The 20,718-nt window shown below is 63.5% G+C and carries 17 protein-coding genes; 5 read left to right on the forward strand and 12 right to left on the reverse strand.

The features are described from left to right. Nucleotides 1-259 precede the first annotated feature (259 nt). The 5 genes from CDQ91_RS20185 to CDQ91_RS20205 form a co-directional block, all read right to left on the reverse strand. Complete coding sequence (locus CDQ91_RS20185) at nucleotides 260-2,302, reverse strand: glycoside hydrolase family 97 protein (RefSeq protein WP_088474508.1); 2,043 nt, start codon at nucleotides 2,300-2,302, stop codon at nucleotides 260-262. Further along, complete coding sequence (locus CDQ91_RS20190) at nucleotides 2,302-3,942, reverse strand: alpha-amylase family glycosyl hydrolase (protein WP_088474509.1); 1,641 nt, start codon at nucleotides 3,940-3,942, stop codon at nucleotides 2,302-2,304. The genes CDQ91_RS20185 and CDQ91_RS20190 overlap by 1 nt, the downstream gene beginning before the upstream one ends. A 20-nt stretch (nucleotides 3,943-3,962) precedes the next feature. Beyond that, nucleotides 3,963-5,753: an alpha-amylase family glycosyl hydrolase gene (locus CDQ91_RS20195; protein WP_174688532.1), complete on the reverse strand. Its 1,791-nt coding sequence runs from the start codon at nucleotides 5,751-5,753 to the stop codon at nucleotides 3,963-3,965. Continuing rightward, nucleotides 5,750-7,258, reverse strand: a complete 1,509-nt coding sequence (locus tag CDQ91_RS20200; protein WP_272897628.1) for a tryptophan halogenase family protein — start codon at nucleotides 7,256-7,258, stop codon at nucleotides 5,750-5,752. The genes CDQ91_RS20195 and CDQ91_RS20200 overlap by 4 nt, the downstream gene beginning before the upstream one ends. A gap of 73 nt (nucleotides 7,259-7,331) precedes the next feature. Then, nucleotides 7,332-10,082 carry a TonB-dependent receptor gene (locus tag CDQ91_RS20205; protein WP_088474512.1) on the reverse strand — a complete coding sequence of 917 codons (2,751 nt, stop codon included), beginning with the start codon at nucleotides 10,080-10,082 and terminating at the stop codon, nucleotides 7,332-7,334. A gap of 319 nt (nucleotides 10,083-10,401) precedes the next feature. Between CDQ91_RS20205 and CDQ91_RS20210 the strand changes: the two genes are divergently transcribed. Beyond that, nucleotides 10,402-11,436 (forward strand): LacI family DNA-binding transcriptional regulator, encoded by a 1,035-nt coding sequence (locus tag CDQ91_RS20210; RefSeq protein ID WP_088474513.1) that lies wholly within the window; start codon nucleotides 10,402-10,404, stop codon nucleotides 11,434-11,436. A gap of 40 nt (nucleotides 11,437-11,476) precedes the next feature. Here the strand turns inward: CDQ91_RS20210 and CDQ91_RS20215 are convergent, their stop codons facing one another. From CDQ91_RS20215 to guaB, 5 genes are all read right to left on the reverse strand, one after another. After that, nucleotides 11,477-11,857 (reverse strand): SCO4402 family protein, encoded by a 381-nt coding sequence (locus CDQ91_RS20215; RefSeq protein WP_088474322.1) that lies wholly within the window; start codon nucleotides 11,855-11,857, stop codon nucleotides 11,477-11,479. A gap of 49 nt (nucleotides 11,858-11,906) precedes the next feature. After that, nucleotides 11,907-12,377, reverse strand: a complete 471-nt coding sequence (locus tag CDQ91_RS20220; protein ID WP_088474321.1) for a hypothetical protein — start codon at nucleotides 12,375-12,377, stop codon at nucleotides 11,907-11,909. Nucleotides 12,378-12,489: 112 nt separating this feature from the next. Next, nucleotides 12,490-13,005, reverse strand: coding sequence for a tetratricopeptide repeat protein (locus tag CDQ91_RS20225; RefSeq protein WP_088474514.1), 516 nt, complete (start codon nucleotides 13,003-13,005; stop codon nucleotides 12,490-12,492). A 31-nt stretch (nucleotides 13,006-13,036) separates the two neighbouring features. Next, entirely contained in the window at nucleotides 13,037-14,227 is a 1,191-nt protein-coding gene (locus CDQ91_RS20230) for an RsmB/NOP family class I SAM-dependent RNA methyltransferase (protein WP_088474515.1), read from the reverse strand. A gap of 120 nt (nucleotides 14,228-14,347) precedes the next feature. Then, a complete protein-coding gene (gene guaB / locus CDQ91_RS20235; protein ID WP_088474516.1) occupies nucleotides 14,348-15,805 on the reverse strand; it encodes an IMP dehydrogenase in 1,458 nt (485 codons plus the stop codon). Between the two features lie 246 nt (nucleotides 15,806-16,051). Here guaB and CDQ91_RS20240 point away from each other — a divergent pair, with 246 nt between their 5' ends. Next, nucleotides 16,052-16,429, forward strand: coding sequence for an MbcA/ParS/Xre antitoxin family protein (locus CDQ91_RS20240; RefSeq protein ID WP_088474525.1), 378 nt, complete (start codon nucleotides 16,052-16,054; stop codon nucleotides 16,427-16,429). After that, the gene (locus tag CDQ91_RS20245) at nucleotides 16,407-17,162 is read left to right on the forward strand and encodes an RES family NAD+ phosphorylase (protein ID WP_237246087.1); all 756 of its coding nucleotides are present in this window, start codon (nucleotides 16,407-16,409) and stop codon (nucleotides 17,160-17,162) included. The genes CDQ91_RS20240 and CDQ91_RS20245 overlap by 23 nt, the downstream gene beginning before the upstream one ends. Before the next feature lie 51 nt (nucleotides 17,163-17,213). On the opposite strand, the gene CDQ91_RS20250 is transcribed toward CDQ91_RS20245, so the two are convergent. Together CDQ91_RS20250 and CDQ91_RS20255 are read right to left on the reverse strand one after the other, a co-directional pair. Further along, nucleotides 17,214-17,636 (reverse strand): DUF2147 domain-containing protein, encoded by a 423-nt coding sequence (locus CDQ91_RS20250; RefSeq protein WP_088474517.1) that lies wholly within the window; start codon nucleotides 17,634-17,636, stop codon nucleotides 17,214-17,216. Beyond that, nucleotides 17,633-18,490 carry a metal-dependent hydrolase gene (locus CDQ91_RS20255; RefSeq protein ID WP_088474518.1) on the reverse strand — a complete coding sequence of 286 codons (858 nt, stop codon included), beginning with the start codon at nucleotides 18,488-18,490 and terminating at the stop codon, nucleotides 17,633-17,635. Before CDQ91_RS20255 ends, CDQ91_RS20250 begins: the two co-directional genes overlap by 4 nt. Before the next feature lie 201 nt (nucleotides 18,491-18,691). On the opposite strand from CDQ91_RS20255, the gene CDQ91_RS20260 reads away from it, so the two are divergent. Beyond that, nucleotides 18,692-19,318 (forward strand): TetR/AcrR family transcriptional regulator, encoded by a 627-nt coding sequence (locus CDQ91_RS20260; RefSeq protein ID WP_088474519.1) that lies wholly within the window; start codon nucleotides 18,692-18,694, stop codon nucleotides 19,316-19,318. A 1,073-nt stretch (nucleotides 19,319-20,391) separates the two neighbouring features. Continuing rightward, a complete protein-coding gene (locus tag CDQ91_RS21790; protein ID WP_237246088.1) occupies nucleotides 20,392-20,718 on the forward strand; it encodes a hypothetical protein in 327 nt (108 codons plus the stop codon).

Genomic DNA, 20,718 nt, shown 5'->3' on the forward strand with positions numbered 1-20,718 from the left:
ATTTTGGGCAGCAACGGCCAGCACCACGACCTGCGCAAAACCGCTTTCCCCATAGCTCAGTCCATGCTCCCCGCGGTTCGGGCATCGAAGACTTTCTGACGCCTAGCGGCGTCTGAAACTCTCAACGTTTGAAGACCGTCTGCTTTCGGGACGGATAGTGATTGAAGCGGACGCTGGGGCGCAAATCTACCGCCTCGGCCGATAGACGTAGGTCGCGACTAGAAGATTTAGAGTATCGGCGGCTCTGCGAGGTGCTGCGTCAGCCTGGTGAAAGCCGCATCGCGGCCCCCCCGCCAGGTGCGAGCCAAAGCTTGTAGCTATTGCCCTTCTTCATCCGGATCGTTTCATGGGCGATGCGGTGCCGCGTGTCGGTCAGATAGGTGGCGCCATCGCCATCCTTATAGATCGTTGCGGTATAGGCTTTTCCCGGCTCGAGGAAATCGAAGCTCAGCGTCAGCGTGCGTTCGGTCGCATTGTTGACCCCGCCGACATACCAGTCGGCGCTGCTGCGATCCTTGCGCGCGAAGATCGCATAATCGCCGACCTCGCCCGCGATCAGGCGGCTTTCGGACCAATCGGCCGGAACCTGCTTTATGAACTCCAGCTCACGCGGATGCGCTTCCAGATTCTCGATGAAATCGGCGGCCATCTGGATCGGCGAATAGATGGCGAGATATAGCCCGAGCTGCTTTGCGAGCGTCGAGGCGAGCGGCGCCTTGTTCGCGCCCTCGAGGCTCAGCACGCCCGGCGTGAAGTCCATCGGCCCCGACAGCATCCGCGTATAAACGAGCGTCGGCTCATGGTCCGGGCCGTTTGCGAAGGCCCCCCAGGCGTTATACTCCATGCCCCGCGCGCCTTCGCGCGCAACCCAATTGGGATAGGTGCGGCGGAGGCCCGTATCCTTGATCGGTTCGTGCGGATTGACCGCGACGTGATATTTCGCCGCGGTTTCGACGACTTTTAGATGATGCTGCACCTGGCGCTGGCCGTCGTGCCATTCCATCGCAGTGGTCCCGGGCGTGGCGCCGGGCGCAATGATCCCGCCGGCATCGGCGACATAGCCGGTCTTGACCGTGCCGACGCCGAGCTGCCCATAGAGCTTCATCGCGTCGTCGAGCTGCTCTTCATAGACCGCAATATTGCCGCCGGTTTCATGATGGCCGATCAGCTGGACGCCCTTTTTGCGCGCATAGTAGGTGACCGCCTTCAAGTCGAAGTCTGGTGTTGCCTCGGTAAAGCTGAATTCGTCGCCATGACCGAACCAATTGCCGTTCCAGCCCTTGTTCCAGCCCTCGACGAGCACGCCGCCGAAGCCGTGTTTCGCGGCGAAGTCGATATATTGCTTCGTCCGCTCGGTCGTTGCGCCATGCTTGGGGCCCTCGGCCCAGCTCCAGTCGCCGCGGATCATCCCCCACCAGATGCCGATATATTTCATCGGCTTGAACCAGCTGACGTCGCCCAGCTTGTTCGGTTCGTTGAGGTTGAGTTCGAGGTCGCTTTCGACCAGCCCCGCAGCGCTGTCGGCGATCCGGATCGTCCGCCATGGCGTCGCGAACGGCAGGTCGCGCACGACGCGCGCGCCCTTCGAGGATGGCGACAGCGTGGCGCGGAACTTCTGTCCCTCGGCGCGCTTGAACCACATGCCGGCATAGTCCACGAGCGCCGCTTCGTGGAACGCCAGATGCGTCCCGTCGTCGAGGCGCATCGTGATCGGCGTGTGCGCGGTCGCGACCGCATCGATCGGCGTTTTTTGGTAGATTTGCTCGTAGCGGTTCCACTCGCCACCGGTGATCCACCACGCGGTGCCCTTGGGCGCGATGTCGAATTCGGTGATTTCGTCGACGATCTTCGCGGTCTTGAGCCCCGCCTGCTCGGGCAGTTCGTAGCGGAAGCCGATGCCGTCGTCGAACAGGCGGAAGCGGACGTTCATCGCATGGCCGCCCCAGCTCTCGTTCTGGCGGAAGCGGACGAGCAGTTCATTGTGCCGGTCGCGCACGAAGCGGCGCTCGCCCCATGGCTGTTCCCAGCGCGTGTCGCCGCTGGCGCGCTCGACGCTTTCGATCGCAAAACCGCGTTGCAGCCCGATGCGGTCGGCGAGGATAAAACCCAGCTTCGACGGCGCGATCAGCAGCTTGCCCCTGCGCGACAGCGACCATGTCGGCCGCTGGTCATTGTCGGTCGAAACAGTCAGCACGATGCCGCCGTCCGGCGACGATGCCGTCTGCTCGGACCGTGCGTCCTGCGCAAAGGCGGGCGCCGCTGCCATGGCGAGCAGCGGGAGGGCGGCGAACAGGCTACGCATCAATTTGTTCCTTCGAGTTTCAGCCAGAGAGCGCCGCACGGCGGCAGATGCGCCGGATCGGCGCCGTTGAGCGCAGCGACGGGCGCGCCGCCCTTCCCATGGTCAGCGATATCGATCGTCGCGCCGCCGAGATTGAAGAGGCAGCGGATATGCTCGCCGTCCGCGATCCGATCGAAACCGAGCAGGTCGCCCTCGGCGATCCAGCGCGCGTCGCGGCCGAGCCGCAGCGCCGGGTGCGCGGCGCGCTGCGCGACCAGATGGCGCGTGAGGTTGAGCAGCGAAGCGGGATCGGCCTGTTGCCGGTCGACCGCGAGCGCACCGTGCGCGGAGCCCAGCGGCAGCCACGGATCGGCGCTTGAAAAACCTGCATGCGTTTCGCCCGCCACCCAGGGCAGCGGGGTGCGCGCACCGTCGCGCGACAGCGTCAGCGGCCAGTTCTTGAGCGCCTCGGGGTCCTTCACCAGCTCGAACGGGATCTCGACCTGGTCGAGCCCGAGTTCTTCGCCATTGTAGAGGATGATATTGCCGCGCAGCGCGCAGAGCAGCGCCATCTTCATCCGCGCATAGGCCGCCGGGTCGACGCCTTCGGGGGTCCAGCGCGACACCGCGCGCGGCGCGTCGTGATTCTCGAACGCCCAGCTCGGCCAGCCGAGCCCCGGCGCATCGGGCCATTGTTCGGCCGCCTCGCGCACCAGTTGCGGCGTCAGCCGGTCGGCATAGAGGAAGTCGAAGCCATAGGCGCTGTTGAGGCGGCCTTCGCCCGCAGTGAACAGCTTCATCTCGCGTACCGCATCGTCGCCGCCGACCTCGGCGACGGTGAAGCTGCCCGGATATTGATCGGTCAGCGCGCGGATGCGTTCGAGGAAGAGCGGGATGTCGGGATGCGACTGGTTATGGATTTTCTGCTGGAAATCGAACGGCCGGGTACGGACCTTGTTCGACGGCGGGGCGGGCGGGTTGTCGCGCAGTTCGGGATCGTGCATCGAGAAGTTGATCGCATCGATGCGAAAGCCGTCGACGCCGCGGTCGAGCCAGAAACGCACGACGCCGAGCAGCGCGTCCTGCACCTCCGGATTGTGGACGTTGAGCTGCGGCTGCGAGCCCAGGAAATTGTGCATATAATATTGGCCGCGCCGCGCGTCCCATGTCCACGCCGGGCCGCCGAACACCGACTGCCAATTGGTCGGCGGCGACCCGTCGGGCTTCGCATCGGCCCAGACATACCAGTCGGCCTTGTCATTTTCCTTGCTGGCGCGGCTTTCGGCGAACCATGCATGTTGATCCGACGTGTGCGCGAAGACGAGGTCGGTCGTGACCTTGAGCCCGAGCGCATGCGCGCGCGCGACGAGCGCGTCGAAATCGGCGAGCGTGCCGAAGATCGGGTCGACGCCCTCATAATCGGCGATGTCGTAGCCGAAATCGTCCATCGGCGAGGGGTAGAAGGGCGACAGCCAGATCGCGTCGACACCGAGCGAGGCGACATAATCGAGCCGCGCGGTGATGCCGGCGAGGTCTCCGATCCCGTCGCCGTTCGAATCGGCGAAGCTGCGCGGGTAGATCTGGTAGATCGCCGCGCCCTTCCACCACGGCACCTCTGCGGCGGCGGGCAAGCTGGCATTCTGGACGAGGGGCTGGGTCATCGTGGCGCGTTCTTCGCTTATTAGCTGGCTTGGCAAATGATGGTGCCGAAAGCGGGGAGGGAAAGAAGGAGGCTGCCCGGCGCGGCGGGGCTTGCCGGACAGTCACCGTGGAGCGCGGTAAAGCCCGCGCTTTTCATATCGATGGCAATATTCGCCGACAGCGGCGCCGCCGACGTGTTGAAGGCGAGCAGCACTTCGCGGCCGGTGTCGGGATCGAAGCGCGATACCGCAAGCAATCCGGGCTTTTCGGCAAAGGCGCGAACCTTTGTCGCGCCGCGTATCAGCGCCGGGGTCTTGCGCCGGATTTCGGACAGCGTCGCGATATGGCGATAGAGCGGATGCGCGGGATCGAAATTGGCGGTCGCGGTCGTCGCGGCGCTGCCGATCAGATCATTGTCGTTATACGCCGCGACCTTCGACGCGAACATGGTCTCACGCGCGAGTTGATCCTTGTCATCGGACACGAACCCCTGCTCGTCGCCATAATAGATCGTCGGCACCCCGCGCAGCGTCAGCAGCATTGCGTGGCCGAGCATCACGCGCTGCAGCAGTTCGGCCTCGCTCGCCGCAGGGTTCGCGGCCTTCACGAACATCGCGAAGCGGCCCATGTCATGATTGCCGAGGAAGGTCGGCAGCTCTTGCGCGGCGCCTGCCCCACCCTTGTAGAGCGCGTCACCGTCGAACAGCCGCGCGAACTCGCCGGTTCCTTTCGTGCCGCTCACGGCATCGATCGCGGCGCGCGCGAAACCGAAGTCGAGCACCGCGGGCAAGCCCGCCGCGTGCGTGTACCAGGCGAGCGCGCCCGGATCGACCGCGTCAACATAGACTTCGCCGAAGATGTGGAAATTGGGAATGCCGCGCGCCTTCGCCCGCGCCAGCATCGCGGGCACGAAGGCTTGCCAGAATTCGGGGTTCACATGCTTCGCCGTGTCGATGCGAAACCCGTCGATTCCGAATTCGTCGATCCAGCGGCCATAGATGTCGATAAAGCCCTGAACGACGCGCGGGTTCTCGGTCGCGAGGTCGTCGAGCCCGGAAAAATCGCCGTATAGTGCGGATTCGCCGACCCAGTCGCTGTTGCCGCGGTTGTGATAATAGATCGGGTCGTTGAGCCAGGCGGGAACCTTCACCCGCTCCTCGCCCTTCGGTACGACGGGCGTGTAGGCGAAAGCCGGGTCGGTCAGTTTCTTCCAGTTTTCGGGATCGGCGACATGGTCGCCGGAAAAGCCCGGATTGATTGACGCGCCCCTTATCCCGCCGCGCCGCGAATAAGGAAAATCGGCGAGACTGCGGTAGCGGAAGCCTCCGGCCGCATCTTCCTTGTAGGTGATCACATCGGCGGTGTGATTGGCGATGATGTCCATATAGACTTTCATCCCACGCTTGTGCGCGGCGTCGACGAATGCCTTGAACTCGGCATTGGTGCCGAAATGCGGGTCGACCTGCGTGAAGTCGGTGACCCAATATCCGTGATAGCCGGCGCTCTCGTCGCCCTTCGGCCCTTGCACAGGCTTGTTCTTGAAGATCGGCGCGAACCAGATCGCGGTCGTCCCCATGCCCTGGATGTAATCGAGCCGCCTGGTGAGCCCCGCAAGGTCGCCGCCATGGAAAAAACCCTTGGCGGTCGGGTCATAGCCGGTCTGGAGCCGGTCGCCTTTCAGCCCGCCCTTGTCATTCTTCGGATCGCCATTCTCGAAGCGGTCGGGAAGCACGAAATAGATGATTTCATCCTCGGGCGGGCGCTGGCGGTAGTCCGCGGCCGGCGCGGCTCCGCTGAGGGTCAGCGCGACAATCGAAGCCAACAGGCTCATGCGGGCACTCCTGCCGCGCAATGCTGCGCGATAAAGTCTTCGTGGCCAGGCAAATGCGATGCGGTGCGCGCGACGATCGTTTCGATGTCGGCGCAAAAGCCCGCCAGTTCGTCGTGCGTCAGCTGATCGGCCATCGGATGATAGCCATCGGGCATGATATTCTGCCCCGTCAGCACCTGGAACCAGCCAATTTCGATGAACAATTCGTCGCCCTCGCGAACGATCTGGCCCTGGCTTTTGAACAGCTCGATCTTTCGCACCAGCGTTTCGGGAATGCCCATCTCGCGGCAGCGGATCCAGAAGGGCGAGTCGGTGCGCTGGTTGGCGTGATAGTGGAGGATGACGAAGTCGCGGATGCGTTCGTAATCGAAGCGGACGCGGCGATTATAGGCGTCGATGTTGGCGGCATCGAAATCGCGATCGGGAAAATGCGCGAGCAGCTTCGCGATGCCATTCTGGATCAGATGGATGCTGGTCGATTCGAGCGGTTCGAGGAAGCCCGAGGCGAGGCCCAGCGCGACGACATTGCCGTTCCACGCTTTCGTCCGCATCCCGGTCCGGAAACGCAGCGTCCGCGGCTCGGCGAGCGGGCGGCCCTCGATATTGGCGAGCAGGGTCGCGGTCGCCTCGTCCTCGCTGATGAAATCGCTGCAAAAGACATGGCCGTTGCCGGTCCGGTGCTGGAGCGGAATGCGCCACTGCCAGCCGGCCTTGTGCGCGATCGCCTGCGTATAGGGCCGCGCTGGCCCCGCATTTGCGCTCGGCACTGCGATCGCGCGGTCGCAGGGCAGCCAGTGTGTCCAGTCCTCGAAGCCCGTTTCGAGCGCCTCCTCGATCAGCAGCGCGCGAAAGCCCGAGCAGTCGATGAAGAGCTCGCCGTCGATCACCGTGCTATTTTCCAGCACGACGGCTTCGACATGACCCGTTTCAGCATTGCGCCGGACGCTGGCAATCTTGCCTTCGGTCCGCTCGACCCCGGCGGCTTCGGCGATCTTGCGCAGATAGGCGGCATAGAGCGCTGCGTCGAAATGAAAGGCGTAAGCGACGCCGTCGAGGCTCGTGTTCGGGATCTGCGGCAGCCGCGCGAAGCGGTTCTGGCGCGCCGCGGTTTCGTTCAGCGAATAATCGCCGAGCCGGCCCGCGACACCGTCGCTCCGCCCGCGAAGCCAATATTGCTGGAACGGCAGCATGCCGAGACTGCGTCCGATCTGCCCGAAGGCGTGCATATAGACGTCGCCGATCCCGCCCCAGTCGTGGAACTGGATGCCGAGCTTGAACGTCCCGCCCGTTTCGCGAATGAACTCATTCTCGTCGATGCCGATCAGCGCGTTGACCAGGCGGATCGCCGGGATCGTTGCCTCGCCGACCCCGACGGTGCCGATCTCGTCGCTCTCGACCAGCCGGATCGACAGATTGTCCATCGTGCGGGACAGCGCCGCGGCGGCCATCCAGCCCGCGGTTCCGCCGCCGACGATGACGACCTTCGTGATGCGACTGTCGCCCACCCTGTTCATTCCCTCTCGCCAGTCCGTATCCGTGACAAGCGGGCCGGACTTGCCGCCCGGCCCGCTTATCCCGTCAGAACTTATAGGTGATACCGGCCATGAAGTTGCGACCATAATTCTGATAGTCGCGGATCTGGCGCGGGTCGTTGTTGTAATAGGTCACGAACGGCTCGTTGGTGAGGTTCGACGCCTGGAGCAGGATGCCCAGCCCTTCGAGCGCGCCGCTCTGGAAGGTGTAGCCGACCTGCGCATCGACGACGAATTCGCTCTTCGCCATGAACATGTCCCGCGCGAGGCTGATCGTCGAAACTTCGGCAAGGAATTTCGAGCGGTAGCGGCCCGACGCGCGCACCTGGAAGCCGTCCTTTTCGAAATAGGCGGTTCCGTTGATGACCCATTTCGACAGGCCGGGCATCGAAATCGGGTCCTCGCCGCCTTCGCGCACGCGGCTCTTCGTATAGGAGGCGCTGCCGAGCACGCCGAAGCCGTCGAGCGCCTGGGTGAAGTTCGCGAAGGGCAGCGAGAAGGACGCCTCGGCGCCATAGACGCGCCCGGCATTGCCGTTCAGCCACTGCTTGGTGAGGCCGGCGCGCGTGCCGACCGTCCCGCCGTCGGGGACCTCGAAGTCGGTAAAGTCGAACGGATTGACCTGCCGATAGATGTAATTTTCGAGATATTTGTAGAAGCCGCCGACCGAGACATAGCCGCCCTGGCCGAAATATTTCTCGAGCCCGACATCGACCGTGTCGGCCATCAGCGGACGCAGCCGCGCATTGCCGAGGTCGAGCGACCAGGGCGACGCGTTGACGTCTGTGTTGTTGCGCTTCGATGTATCAAAATTGACGCCGCCGCCGGGCTTCAGCTGGTCCATGCGCGCACGCGCCAACACGCGCGCGGCGCCGAAGCGCAGGAAGCTGTTGTCGGCGAACTCGATCGACAAGTTCATGCTCGGCAGGATGTCGGTATATTTGGCGCCGTCGGTCACCGGCGTCGACTGGGTCACGCCGCCCACGACCTGCGCATAGAAGCTCGAGCCCGTCTGGTCCGAATGAATGACCTGGACGCCGACGTTTCCGCGGATCGGCGTGCTGCCCGCATCGGCGTTGAAATTCGCCTGGACGAAGCCGGTCAGCACCTTTTCGCGGATCGTATAATCGTTGAAGACGCGCGCCGGGTCAAAGCCCGCACCGTCGGTCAGATTATAATTTCCGTCATTGTAGAAACGCCAGCTGTCGAACGCGACCATGCCGGGGATGCCGATGAAGTCGAGCGACACCGGATCATAGAGATAATCGGTAGGCACCGCAGTGTTCGCCGGATAATTTTTGCTCGTCAGCACGAAGCCGCGGTCGTCGAGACTTTTCTTGCGGTCGGAATAGTTGGCGCCGACGCGCAGGCTGCTGATCACGCCGCCCAGTTCCTGCGTCGCTTGCAGGCGCAGCGATTTCAGCTGGTCCTTGACGCGCGGCGTGTTGACGAACCCGTCCTGGCAGTTGGGCACCGCGCCGCCGCAGCTGTTCCAGCCCTGCGGATCGGTGATCACGAACAAATTGGGATCGGCATAGTCGAGCGAGGGGTCGAACATGATCCCGCCGTTCGGGCGCATTTCGAAGCCGAGCGCGGTTTCGCGCGCGCCGACGTTCTGGCCGCGACCGGTGCCGAGATAGATTTCGAGATTTTCCTCGGTCTTCTTGATCCGCGAATAGCCGAGGTCGAGTTCGAGCGTCAGTTTCTCGTTGGGCTTGAACTGTGCGTTCCAGCCGCCCGCGATGATCGTCGAGTCGCGATGGACGACGTCGTTGCGCATCACGGCTTCGGTGCCCGTCCAGACGCCCTTGGTCACCAGACCGTCTTCGACGGTGAAACCGGGCTGCAGCGTCGAATTGCCCCAGAAGAGCGGGAATTCGATCCCGCGCAGGCGCTGTTCGTCCTTGAACTTCGACCAATAGCCGTCGATTGTCGTGTGGAACTTGTCGCTGGGTTCCCATTCGACGACCGCCATCACGCCGTCGCGCTTCAGTTCGTTCGACTTCACATAGGGCTTGGCGCCACCGATGACGAAAGCGGTGTTCGTGCCGTCGGTCGCCTCGGGATAACCCCAGGCGTTGAACCGTTCCTCGGCGGTCGGCGACTGCATGCGCGCGTAACCGATCGCCCAGCCGAGCGTGCCGTCGGCATTCTGGTCGATATAGGAGATGTTGGCGCGGTAGCCCTTGTTCGAGATGTCGGGGTTGAGCTTACCGAGATCGTTGATCTCGAAACGGGCGCCCGCCGCGATCGTGCGCTTGCCATAGGCGAGCGGCCGCACCGTCCGCATGTCGATCGTGCCGCCGATTGCCTGCCCGATCAGCGAAGCGTCGGGGGTCTTGTAGACGATCGCGCCATTGAGCAGTTCGGACGGATATTGGTCGAGCTCGACGCCGCGGTTGTTGCTCGCCGAAACCTGTTCGCGGCCGTTGAGCAGGGTCGTGGTGAAGTCGGGCGCGAGGCCGCGGATCGACACGACATTGGCGCGGCCATCGAGGCGCTGCGTCGCGAGGCCCGGCAGGCGCGACAACGATTCGGCGATCGACAGGTCGGGCAGCTTGCCGATGTCTTCGGCCGAGACGACCTCGACGATCGAGGTGTTGTTCTTCTTGGCCTGAACCGAATTGTTGATCGCGCCGCGGATGCCGCTGACGACGATCTCGCCCTCGGCGGGTGCTTCATCGACGGGTGCGGTGCTCGCGTCCTGCGCCATCGCGGTTGCGGGCAGCAAGAAGGTCAAGGCAAGGCCGAGCGCGATGGCGCTGACACCGCGGTTGAGATTGTTCGGCAAGATCATGTGTGGCTCCCCTGGCACGGACGGGTGGTCTTGACCCATGCATCGGGAGGGGGACGCGGCGCGTCCGTCAGGCTCCTCTCCAACATATGGGTTTTCCCATCTTGAGCCTCGCAATTGAAACCAATCACGCCGCGCCGCCATAGGGTATACGTATACGCATAATATGCGGAGCAGCGCCCTGTCGCAGAAATACAACGCTTTGAGCGCCGAAAACGGCGGGACTCCGGCCTGTGCAAATTCTTGGCATAGACCGGACCAATCGCTAGTCTCCGGGGCAGGCGGCGGCCATCGACAAGACCGCGGCATCAGGGAGAGAGACATGGGGCGCCAGCCCTCGGCCAAGCCCACGAGTTTCGACATCGCCTATCTGGCGGGCGTCTCGCAGCCGACCGTGTCGCGCGCGCTGCGCGGCAGCAAATCGGTCAGCGCCGCGACCCGCGCCAACATTCAGCGTATCGCGCAGGAACTCAACTATACCGTCGACAAGAACGCATCGAGCCTGCGCTCGCAGCGCACCCACACGCTCGCCCTGCTCTTCTTCGAGGATCCGAACCCCGACGAATCGATGATCAACCCCTTCTTCCTGTCGATGCTGGGGTCGATCACGCGCGAATGCGCGCGGCGCGGCTATGACCTGCTGATCAGTTTCCAGCAGATGCACAATGACTGGCACGTCACCTATCAGGACAGCCATCGCTCCGACGGGATCATCCTGCTGGGCTATGGCGATTATCAGCTTTACCTCACCAAGCTAGAGCATCTTGTCGAGATGGGGACAAAGTTCGTGCGCTGGGGATCGGTATCCGAAGACGGTATCGGGCTGACCGTCGGATCGGACAATGTCGGCGCGGGCGAGCAAGCGGGCGCGCATCTGGTCGAGGTCGGGCGCCGCCGTATCGCCTTCCTCGGCGACGCGTCGGACCATGCGCCCGAATTCCAGGACCGCTACGACGGGCTTTGCCGCGCGATGCGCGCCGCGGGTGTCGAACCCGACCCGGCGCTGCAACGCGATGCGGTGTCGTCGGAGGATTCGGGCTATGCCGCCGCGACGTCGCTGATCGAAAGCGGCCGGTCTTTCGACGCAGTTTTCGCCGCGAGCGACCTGATCGCCATCGGCGCGATGCGCGCGCTGGCCGAAGCGGGGCTGCGGTTGCCGCAGGATGTCGCGATCGTCGGCTTCGACGATATCCCCGCCGCCAGCCAGACCACGCCGACGCTGACGACGGTGATGCAGGACATGAAGGGCGCGGGAACCCTGCTCGTCGATGCGCTGCTCGCACGCATCGACGGCCGCCCGGTCGAACAGCGGGTGCTGCCCGCGCGGCTGATCAAACGGCAGAGCACGGCGGTTTAGCAGAGCTTCCTGCGTCCGCTTTGGGGTGGGAAGCGGACGTTTAGCTCCGCGCTTCAAAAGCGGATTGTGCCTCTTGCGCCTTAGCACGCAAGCGTGGCCATAAGTGATGGCTGACGAATGCTGCGTCATCTCCCTTGGGTAGGTCCACAAGCATCGCGTCCAGCAAGGCCTTCACCTCACCAATGGCCTCGACTTCGTTCACATCCAAAAGACTATAACCGACTGCGCCTTCGTCAAAATCATTGTCGTCGAAGAAAAAATGACAAATCTGATCGATGTCTGACACCAGCCCTTGTTCGCGCTCATTGCGCCAAAGTTCTTCCGGGTCTTCTGCCGCCAAGTCTTTGAGATACAGAATGAGCTCTTGTCGCTTGTCCGGATTGGCAATCGAAGCAGGCAGGAATGAGTGATTATCCGTCATATGGTGAGGATAACTATGATCTGGATTGTTCTCAATTGGTCGTTTGCTGTCATTTGCAAAGGGCGTCGTCCTCCAGCCAATGCTGGGCATTTTCGCGAAGCTCAGAGTCACTACTAGTCGCCGCGATTTCGGCCATCATATGTCGCGCGGTAGCGCAATCCTTCGACCCAATTTTCACCGCCAAGGAATGCTTACCGGGCTCGAACCCGGCCTTTGCTGAAAGCCGCAGCCACTTCTCTTCTTCCAGCGAATTTCTTGGGTCGCCGGCACGGCCAGATTCTCCTCCCGCCATCCCATAAAAAACTGCAAGCCTATACGCGGCCTCCCCATTGCCTGCGCGTGCTTGCTGCTGAAGCGCGATACGTTCGGCGGGAGCAATATCGAAAGTAGAGGCGCCATCGACACCTGCTGCCGAACTTAAGGATTGGTCGCCAACCTTATGCTCGACGGAATTGTCGCATCCGCTCATCATCAAAGCCGCTACACCGAGGGCGATAAGGGAAGGATGAGCGGTGGTCACAAGGCGATCATTACTTTTTTAATGAACGTCTGCAATTGGTCGGTTGCAGACATGCTTCGTCGCGCCAGACTCGGTCCACCACATCTTTTCCGTCAGGAAAGCTAATTCCGGATCAATTCTGCCCGGTAGTAACGACCGTCTTGGGAACCAGCGCTTCGGCCGCGACGACCTTCTTTTCCGAACTCGAAGCAATCGTCTTTTCCAGCGCGGCGACCTGCGGGCATTGCGATGCGCAGACGCGCTTCGCCTCGGCCAGCTTCTCGCGCGCCAGTTCGAGTGCGCCCTTGTCGGCGAGCGCTTCGCCCTGCCCGGTCAGCGCGACAAGGTCATTGGGTTCGAGCAACAGCGCCTCGCGATACAGGCCGATCGCCTTGCCCGGCAGGCCCTGCGCACGCGCGACCTGCGCCAGTGCGATGATCGCCGACCGGTTGCGCGGGTCGGCGGTGAGCGCCGATTCATAATAATCGATGGCCGCGTTGAGATCACCCGATTCCTGCGCCTTCAGCCCCTGACTCTGAAGCAGGGCCGAACGCGGGAGAATGTCATTGTCAGCGCGCTGCGCATCGGAAGCCGTGGGCATGCTGGCGAGAATAAGACCAGCCCCAAGGGCCAGAAAACTGACGCGCATCGCATTCTCCCATCGCTTCATTCGGCCAAGCCTAACATGGCGCCGTCAGCCGCGCGAGGAAAAACCCGTCGCAGCCATCATGCCCCGGAGTCAGCAGAAATCCGCTGCCCGCAGGGCGTCCAATCCCATCGGGAAGGATGCCGTCGTCGACGGTCCAGCCCGGATGCCGGGTCAAAAATTCGTCCACCTGAGCCCGCCCCTCGCGTGCAATGATCGAGCAGACAGCATAGAGGAGTTTGCCGCCCGGCGCCACCAGTTCGGCGCCGAGGTCGAACAGTTTCGCCTGATCGGCAACATGGCGTTCAAGCCGCGCCGAGGTCAACCGCCAGCGCAGTTCGGGGCTGCGCCGCCAGGTGCCCGAGCCCGAGCATGGCGCATCGACGATAACGCGGTCGGCGCTGCCCATACGATCGGCGAGCATCGCCGCCTCTTGCCCCGGATTGAGCAGCAAGGTCTTGATGCGGGTCGCTCCGGCGCGATGCGCACGCGGGGCGAGTTGCTGAAGCCGCGCGCGGTTGGTGTCGGCGGCGAGAATGTCGGCCTGATCGCCGGTCGCCGCCGCAATCGCGAGCGTCTTGCCCCCTGCCCCGGCGCACAGGTCGACGATATTGTGCTGCGGCGCGGCGTCGAGCGCGAGCGCGGCATGCTGGCTCGCCGCGTCCTGAACCTCGAACAATCCGATGGAATAGGCCGCGTCCTGCACCGCCGCGGTTTCGGGCGGCAAGCGCACGCCATCGGCAAGCCCCGCGATCGGCTGCGCGTCGGCGAACAACCCGGCGACCGTATCGCGGTCGCTGAGCAGGCGGTTGGCGCGCAAATCGAGCGGTGCGCGCGCGAGCATCACCGCAGTTTCGTCGGCGCCGATCAGCGGATCGAACATCGCCATCAAATGCGGCGCCACAAGGCCGCGTTCGGCGCGGGGCTCATTCCCGACAATCGGTGCCGGACCATAAGGCGAGCCATCGAACAGCGCGGCGATTTCGGGGTCGGCAGCGGCCAGCGTCAGCATCGCGGCCCGGCCAGATTTGGGGGCCAAGCGTATCGCGCGAATGGCATCATAGACGAGGCCGCGGATCGCGCGGCGATCCTTCGACCCCGCATAGCGGCGTGCCCGCATCGCCTCTGCAACGATCGCGTCGGCGGGCGGACCGCCCTCGCGCGCCGAGGCGGCGATGGTGTCGAGAATTTCGATCGCGGTCTGAACGCGCGCAGCGGGGGTCATAGCTTTGGTTTCTTTCTCTTCGTCATTGCGAGTGTAGCGAAGCAACCTCCGGCCATCGGAGTTGCGCTACGATAGCTGGAGATGGCTTCGTCGCTGCGCTCCTCGCAAGGACGAAGGCCATCAACCAACCGGATAATTGGGCGCTTCGCGGGTGATCGCGACGTCGTGGACATGGCTTTCGCGCAGGCCCGCGTTGGTGATGCGAACGAATTTGGCGCGCTCCTGGAAATCCTTGAGGGTGCGGCTGCCGGTATAGCCCATTGCGGCTTTCACGCCGCCGACGAGCTGGTGGATGACATCCTTAGCCGGTCCCTTGAACGGCACCTGGCCTTCGATCCCTTCGGGAACCAGCTTCATCTGATCCTTGATGTCCTGCTGGAAATAGCGGTCGGCCGAGCCGCGCGCCATCGCGCCGACGCTCCCCATACCGCGATAGCTTTTATAGGTGCGGCCCTGGAACAGGAAGGTTTCGCCCGGCGCCTCGGCGGTGCCGGCGAGCAGCGATCCGACCATGACGCTCGACGCGCCAGCTGCCAGCGCCTTGGCGATATCGCCAGAGGTCCGCAGCCCGCCGTCGGCGATGACCGGGATGTTCAGCTTGGCGGCGGCTTCGACACTGCCGAGGATCGCGGTGAGTTGCGGCACGCCGACGCCCGCAACGATGCGCGTGGTGCAGATCGATCCGGGGCCGATGCCGACCTTGATCCCGTCGGCGCCCGCGTCGATCAACGCCTTGGTCGCATCGCCGGTGGCGACATTGCCCGCGAGGATCTGAACGCGGTTCGACAATTTCTTGATCCGCTCGACCGTCTGCGCGACCATCTTGCTGTGGCCGTGCGCGGTATCGACGACGATCAGGTCACATTCGGCATCGAGCAGCGCCTCGGCGCGTTCGACGCCCGTATCGCCGGTGTTGGTCGCCGCGGCAACGCGCAGGCGGCCGCTGCCATCCTTGGTCGCGTCGGGGAAGTTGACGGCCTTTTCCATGTCCTTGACGGTGATCAGACCGATGCAGCGATAATCATCGTCGACGACGAGCAGTTTTTCGATGCGGCGCTGGTGCAGCAATTTGCGCGCCTCGTCCTGCCCGACGCCGGGGCGGACGGTCGCGAGATTCTCGGCGGTCATCAGCTCGCGCACCGGCTGGTCGGGGTTGGCGGCAAAGCGCACATCGCGATTGGTCAATATGCCGACCAGCTTGCCACCGGTTTCGACCACGGGAATGCCCGAAATCCTGTGCTGGTCCATCAACGCGGTGGCGTAGGACAAGGGCGCGTCGGGGGTGATGGTGATCGGATTGACGATCATCCCGCTTTCGAAACGCTTGACCTGACGCACTGCGGCGACCTGTTCCTCGACCGTCAGATTGCGGTGGAGGACGCCGATGCCGCCGATCTGCGCCATCAAAATCGCCATATCGGCCTCGGTCACCGTGTCCATCGCCGACGACAGGATCGGGATGTTGAGGTTGATTTCGCTGGTCAGCTGGGTCGACAGATTGGCTTCCGACGGCAGCATGTCCGACGGACCGGGCACCAACAGCACGTCGTCGAAGGTCAAACCGGTGATGATTTCCATATGGGCCACTTTCTGGTGCGGGCGGCGCCTGCCCCGGGCGTTCGGGGCGGCACACGCGATTCGTTTGGTGGCGGCCCATGTAACCAGTCGGGCCCAAAGGCGCCAGTGGGGGACGAATGATTATTTCAGAGCGAAATGGCGCTTTTCCGGGCGAGCAGGTCATTTCGCGACGAACCGCCTCCCCTTGCAAAAGGGCAAGATCGTTCTTATGAATGATATGTGATATTTTCATTCAAAGGAATGATCATGGCTACCGCGCAATTTGCTCCCGAAACCAATCAGAACCGCGTCCTTTCGGAGGCCGTGGTACGCGTCGCCGGTTGCTGGCAACTGACCAACGAACAGCTCGGCGCGATATTGGGCCTGTCGCCCGCAACCGCGTCGCGGCTCCGCTCGGGCGGCTTCCAGCTCGACCGGTCGGGCAAGGCGTTCGAGCTTGGCCAATATCTGATCCGCCTGTTCCGCAGCCTCGATGCCCTGATGGGAAGCGACGATCGCGCCGCGATATCGTGGCTCAAGACCGCGAACCTCGACCTGGACGCGCGTCCGATCGACCTTATCCGCAGCATTCGCGGCCTTTGCGACGTGACGGATTATGTCGATGACTATCGCGCCCAGGTCTGATCCGGCGCCCGTTCCGGGCCCGGAGCATTTCCGCCCCTATCGCGCAAAGCTGTGGCGGCTCGTCGAGGCACAGCACCGCATCTCGACCAATCGCCTCGCCAGCGGCACCGTCGACCAGGCGATCCTCGAACAGTTGGTCGAGGAGGTGAAGCCGATGCTGCCGCCCGCGGCGCGCGGCCTGCACTATCTGCTCGCGACACCCTTTCGCTATGGCCATATGAAGGCGTCGCGGTTTCGCCGGGCAGGCGAGCGGCCGGGCATTTTCTATGCTTCGGAACAGGTTGCGGTCGCGGTCGCCGAAACCGCTTATTGGCGTCTGCTCTTTTTCTCGCGGTCGCCGGGCTTCCAGCCGCCGTCGGCCGTCGTCGAACATTCGGCGATCAGCGTGCCGGTCCAGATCGCGCAATTGATCGACCTCACCCTGCCGCCACTGTCCGATCATGCGGCGCACTGGATGGCACCGCAGGGATATGATGCGTGTCAGGATTTCGCCGGCCGGGCGCGCGCGATCGCGGCGCAGGCGATCCGCTATGCCTCGGTGCGCGATCCCGCCCACCGCGCCAATGTCGCGCTGTTCGACCCTGCGAGCTTTGCCGCACCGGCGCCGAAGATCGAGCAGACATGGCATTTTCGCTTCGAAGGCGGGCAGATGACGGCCTTTGCCGCCCTGCCCTCCGACGAACGCCACGCCTTCACCTTCGCACAATTCGGGCTGGACCCGACGCCGCTTTAGGCCGCCCGGCGGGGCGGAGACTAAGCCCCGCCTCGCCCCGCCCGGCAGCGCCTAGCTGACCTTCGTCCAGACCTTGGTGCGGCAAAACACCGCAACGCAACCCTTGAGCTCCAGCTTGCCCGCGGCGAGCAGTTTCAAATGACCGGTCGGCGCCCCGTCGCCCGTTTCGGGATCATAGACCGGGCCGCCCTTCCACTCGCGCGGGCCACCGGTGAAGCCTCTCAACACCACCAGCCCCTTGATTTTTCGCGTGCGCAGCTTGGTGTCGGAATTGCGCTCGTCGCGCAGATCGGGGTTGCCACGCAGCCGGCTGGCGCCGACGATCTTGCCGCATAGCGCGGCGCCGCAACGATAGATTTGCACGCGGCCACCCTCGGTTCCCGTCGCCCAGATACCGGTGATATCGGCGGCAGAAGCAGTTGCGGGCATGGCGAACAGGCCTGCGGCGGCGATGGCCATGACAAACCGGCTCATGCTGCCTGACTCCGCGGCGCCGCAACATCGAACGCGGCGAGCGCCTTGGCCAGCAAGGGCCGGTCGTCGGCGTCCCATGGATGGAAACCGGGCCGCATATAGGCGAACATTTCCCTGAACAGCGGACGCATCAAGCCCGAACGACCGTAAAGATAGGCTATCAAGCCGCGCCAGGTCGCGAGGTCGTTGCGCCCGTCCTGCCGCAGCAAGTCCGCGATGCCGCGGAACAGAACATAGTGGAAGCGGATCGAGGTGACGAACATCACGGTACTGCGCTTGAGCCAGCGGCGCAGCGGCAGCATGTCACGCGTCGCGTGCAGATAGGTGTCATATGCCACCGCCTTATGCTCGATTTCCTCGATCGCATGCCATTGCCACAACCGCGCGGTCTCTTCCGTGGCGTTTTCAAGCTGGCGCGGGTCGGCCAGCAGGTCATGCGCCAGCGTCGCGGTGAAATGTTCGAGCGCACAGGTCGCCGCGAGCTGCTGGATCGGCGAACGCCGCTTGGCCCAGGCGATGGTGCGGCGGGCGCGCTCCTCGAGCGGCGCAATGTCGAAACCGGCATCCTCCGCCTGGCGGTTGAACACCACATGTTCGCGCGTGTGCATCGATTCCTGATAGAGGAAATCGTCGATCTGGCTGCGCAGCGGCTGCGGCGCGCCATCACGATAATGGCGCACCGCCGTCATGAAAAACTTCTCCCCCACCGGAAAGGTCGAGGACAATGCGTTGAAAAAGGCGGTGCGGCCGGGATCGCCGCCGTGCCACCAGCGCGGCGGCGGCATTTCGCGTCCGAACTTCAGGTCGCGTTTTTCGATCCTGAGGTCGTGGGGCGTAGGGAGAGAATGGGACATGGCATACCTCACAGCGAATCAATTACATTAACATCAATGTATATATTGATGCATCGCAAAGGGTGCAAGCCGTGATTTTCATGGCTTTTCAAAACATTCCGGCGCTCATTTTGATATACAGTTACATTATGATTCTTGCGCGCTTTGCGCTAAAGCCCGCCAAACGGCTCAGGGGTGGAGCCGCGACAAGGAATAGAGACAATGGACAATCAAGCGCAACCGCGCATCAAGCGGCGCAAGCGTCTGGGCCCCGAAGTGCGCGAGGAAGGTCTGGCGGCGGCACGGGGACTTTTGCTGAAAGGTGGCCCTTCGGCGGTCACCTTGTCGAATATCGGCGACGAGATCGGCATGTCGCATGCCAATGTCCTGCATCACTTCGGGTCGGCGGCAAGCCTGCAGTCGGCTTTAATGGGGTCGATGATCAACGACCTGACCGTCGCGCTCGATCATGTCGTCGAACTGCTCAAGACCGACGCCGCCGCGCCGCGCGCTGTGGCCGATATGGTATTCGACGCGTTTGACAAGGGCGGCGCGGGGCCCCTCGCGGCATGGATCATCCTGTCAGGCGACGTCGAGCATCTCGAACCCGTCCGCAATGCGGTGCAATCGCTCGTCGAGGCGATCGTCGGCCAGTCGACCGATGAGAATGCCCCCGAACGCGTTCGCGTGGCGGTGCTGATGATGGCGGTGACCGCATTCGGCGACGCGATGATCGGTCCCTATGTGCGCGAGATGCTGGGCCAGAAGGATGATGCGATGCGTGACCTGATCGCCCGCATCCTGCCGCTGTTCCTGCTCCCGGCCGGGATTCCTCCCGCCATATCCTGAGCCGAGGCACACCGCCGGTGGGAAGTCCCTCGCCCATCAAAAATATGGGCGCACGAGACCGTGCGCCCATCAGTGGAGCACCGCAGCCGTTCTAGCACCGGCCCCGGCGGAGAAGCGAGTTGGGAAAACAATCCGTCGCGTTGACGGAGCCGATCAAATTGCGCGTTCGTGACCATGCACGGAAGGCAATATGAAAGGCCCTTCAACCGCTGGCGGGGACGTTTCCCCTGCACACAATATTTCTCTAATTGACATTGATATCAAATAAAAAATGTCATTGCGAAGAAGCCGTGCCGGTTTCGAGCCGTATTGCCATAGTCTTCCTGGCCTTTCCCTGCATCGAACACCCCAATGGGAATTTGATGTTGCCCCTTGCGGCATGGTCGACCTGTCGGCGCGCGATGGCGGCGCCATCATCGCCACTCGGCAGTCCGGGACCGGGCGACCAGGGTTGCGGACGACCGCCTGCGGCACCGCCCATGCGCGCTGGTCGCAGCGAAACGATGACCCTCGGCTTTCTTGCATCAATCGGCGCACGCACTTGTCAAAGCTCTGGCGCCCAACTATCCATCGCATATGTAGCCCCGGGCACCTTGGCCAGCGGACGCCGCCACCAAAGATTGCTTCAGCTGAGCCCTGTTCCAGCCACTCCCTATGTCGAACAGCTCAGCATCGGGGCGGGGCGCCGCACGCTTGCCATAAGCCTGGCCGTCCTGATCCCGGGACTCCTGCTCCTCCTGCTGCTCACCTTTGGCTTTGAAAGTCAGCCTGACCATAAGGAGGAGCGCGTCAGCGTGGTGAGCCTCGAGGCCACCGAGATTTCGGAGGAAGCACCCAAACCGAGCAGCGCGGAACGCGAGCAGGCCAAAGAGCAGCCCGTACCGCCACAGCCAGCACCCCAGGAACCGCTGCCTCCGCAGGCCGCTGAACAGCTACCCCCGCCGACAATCCCGACGCCAAGCGAACGGCCACCGTCGCCGGAGCCGCCCCGGGTCGCCGTTCGCCCCTCTGGCGGGCAAGTATATGGACCACCGGACAGAAGCCGCTCCTCCGCCTCCCGCGATACGGAACGGGTGGGAACGGCCCCCAATGGCGAACCGCTTTATGCGGCGGCCTGGTATCGCGAGCCGAGAGACGACGAACTGCGCGGCTATTTGTCCACCGCCAGCGGGCCCGGCTGGGGACTGATTGCCTGCCGCACAGCCCCGGATTATCGTGTCGAGGATTGCGTCGGGCTCGACGAATATCCGAACGGGTCGCAGATCAATCGCGCCGTGCTTGCCGCAGCATGGGCGTTCCAGGTACGGCCTCCGCGCGTCGGCGGACGACCGCTGGTGGGCAGTTGGGTAAGGATCAGGATCGATTACGGCGTCGAGCGGCACCGGGGTCCCTCTCGTTGA

The sequence above is a fragment of the Sphingopyxis witflariensis genome (assembly GCF_002205635.1).
GTDB lineage: Bacteria > Pseudomonadota > Alphaproteobacteria > Sphingomonadales > Sphingomonadaceae > Sphingopyxis > Sphingopyxis witflariensis.

Bases quoted from the DNA above. Each gene is read 5' to 3' on its own strand.
- CDQ91_RS20185 (WP_088474508.1), bottom strand. From the start codon at position 2,302: ATGCGTAGCCTGTTCGCCGCCCTCCCGCTGCTCGCCATGGCAGCGGCG.
- CDQ91_RS20190 (WP_088474509.1), bottom strand. From the start codon at position 3,942: ATGACCCAGCCCCTCGTCCAGAATGCCAGCTTGCCCGCCGCCGCAGAG.
- CDQ91_RS20195 (WP_174688532.1), bottom strand. From the start codon at position 5,753: ATGAGCCTGTTGGCTTCGATTGTCGCGCTGACCCTCAGCGGAGCCGCG.
- CDQ91_RS20205 (WP_088474512.1), bottom strand. From the start codon at position 10,082: ATGATCTTGCCGAACAATCTCAACCGCGGTGTCAGCGCCATCGCGCTC.
- CDQ91_RS20210 (WP_088474513.1), top strand. From the start codon at position 10,402: ATGGGGCGCCAGCCCTCGGCCAAGCCCACGAGTTTCGACATCGCCTAT.
- CDQ91_RS20215 (WP_088474322.1), bottom strand. From the start codon at position 11,857: ATGACGGATAATCACTCATTCCTGCCTGCTTCGATTGCCAATCCGGAC.
- CDQ91_RS20225 (WP_088474514.1), bottom strand. From the start codon at position 13,005: ATGCGCGTCAGTTTTCTGGCCCTTGGGGCTGGTCTTATTCTCGCCAGC.
- CDQ91_RS20230 (WP_088474515.1), bottom strand. From the start codon at position 14,227: ATGACCCCCGCTGCGCGCGTTCAGACCGCGATCGAAATTCTCGACACC.
- guaB (WP_088474516.1), bottom strand. From the start codon at position 15,805: ATGGAAATCATCACCGGTTTGACCTTCGACGACGTGCTGTTGGTGCCC.
- CDQ91_RS20240 (WP_088474525.1), top strand. From the start codon at position 16,052: ATGGCTACCGCGCAATTTGCTCCCGAAACCAATCAGAACCGCGTCCTT.
- CDQ91_RS20245 (WP_237246087.1), top strand. From the start codon at position 16,407: ATGACTATCGCGCCCAGGTCTGATCCGGCGCCCGTTCCGGGCCCGGAG.
- CDQ91_RS20250 (WP_088474517.1), bottom strand. From the start codon at position 17,636: ATGAGCCGGTTTGTCATGGCCATCGCCGCCGCAGGCCTGTTCGCCATG.
- CDQ91_RS20255 (WP_088474518.1), bottom strand. From the start codon at position 18,490: ATGTCCCATTCTCTCCCTACGCCCCACGACCTCAGGATCGAAAAACGC.
- CDQ91_RS20260 (WP_088474519.1), top strand. From the start codon at position 18,692: ATGGACAATCAAGCGCAACCGCGCATCAAGCGGCGCAAGCGTCTGGGC.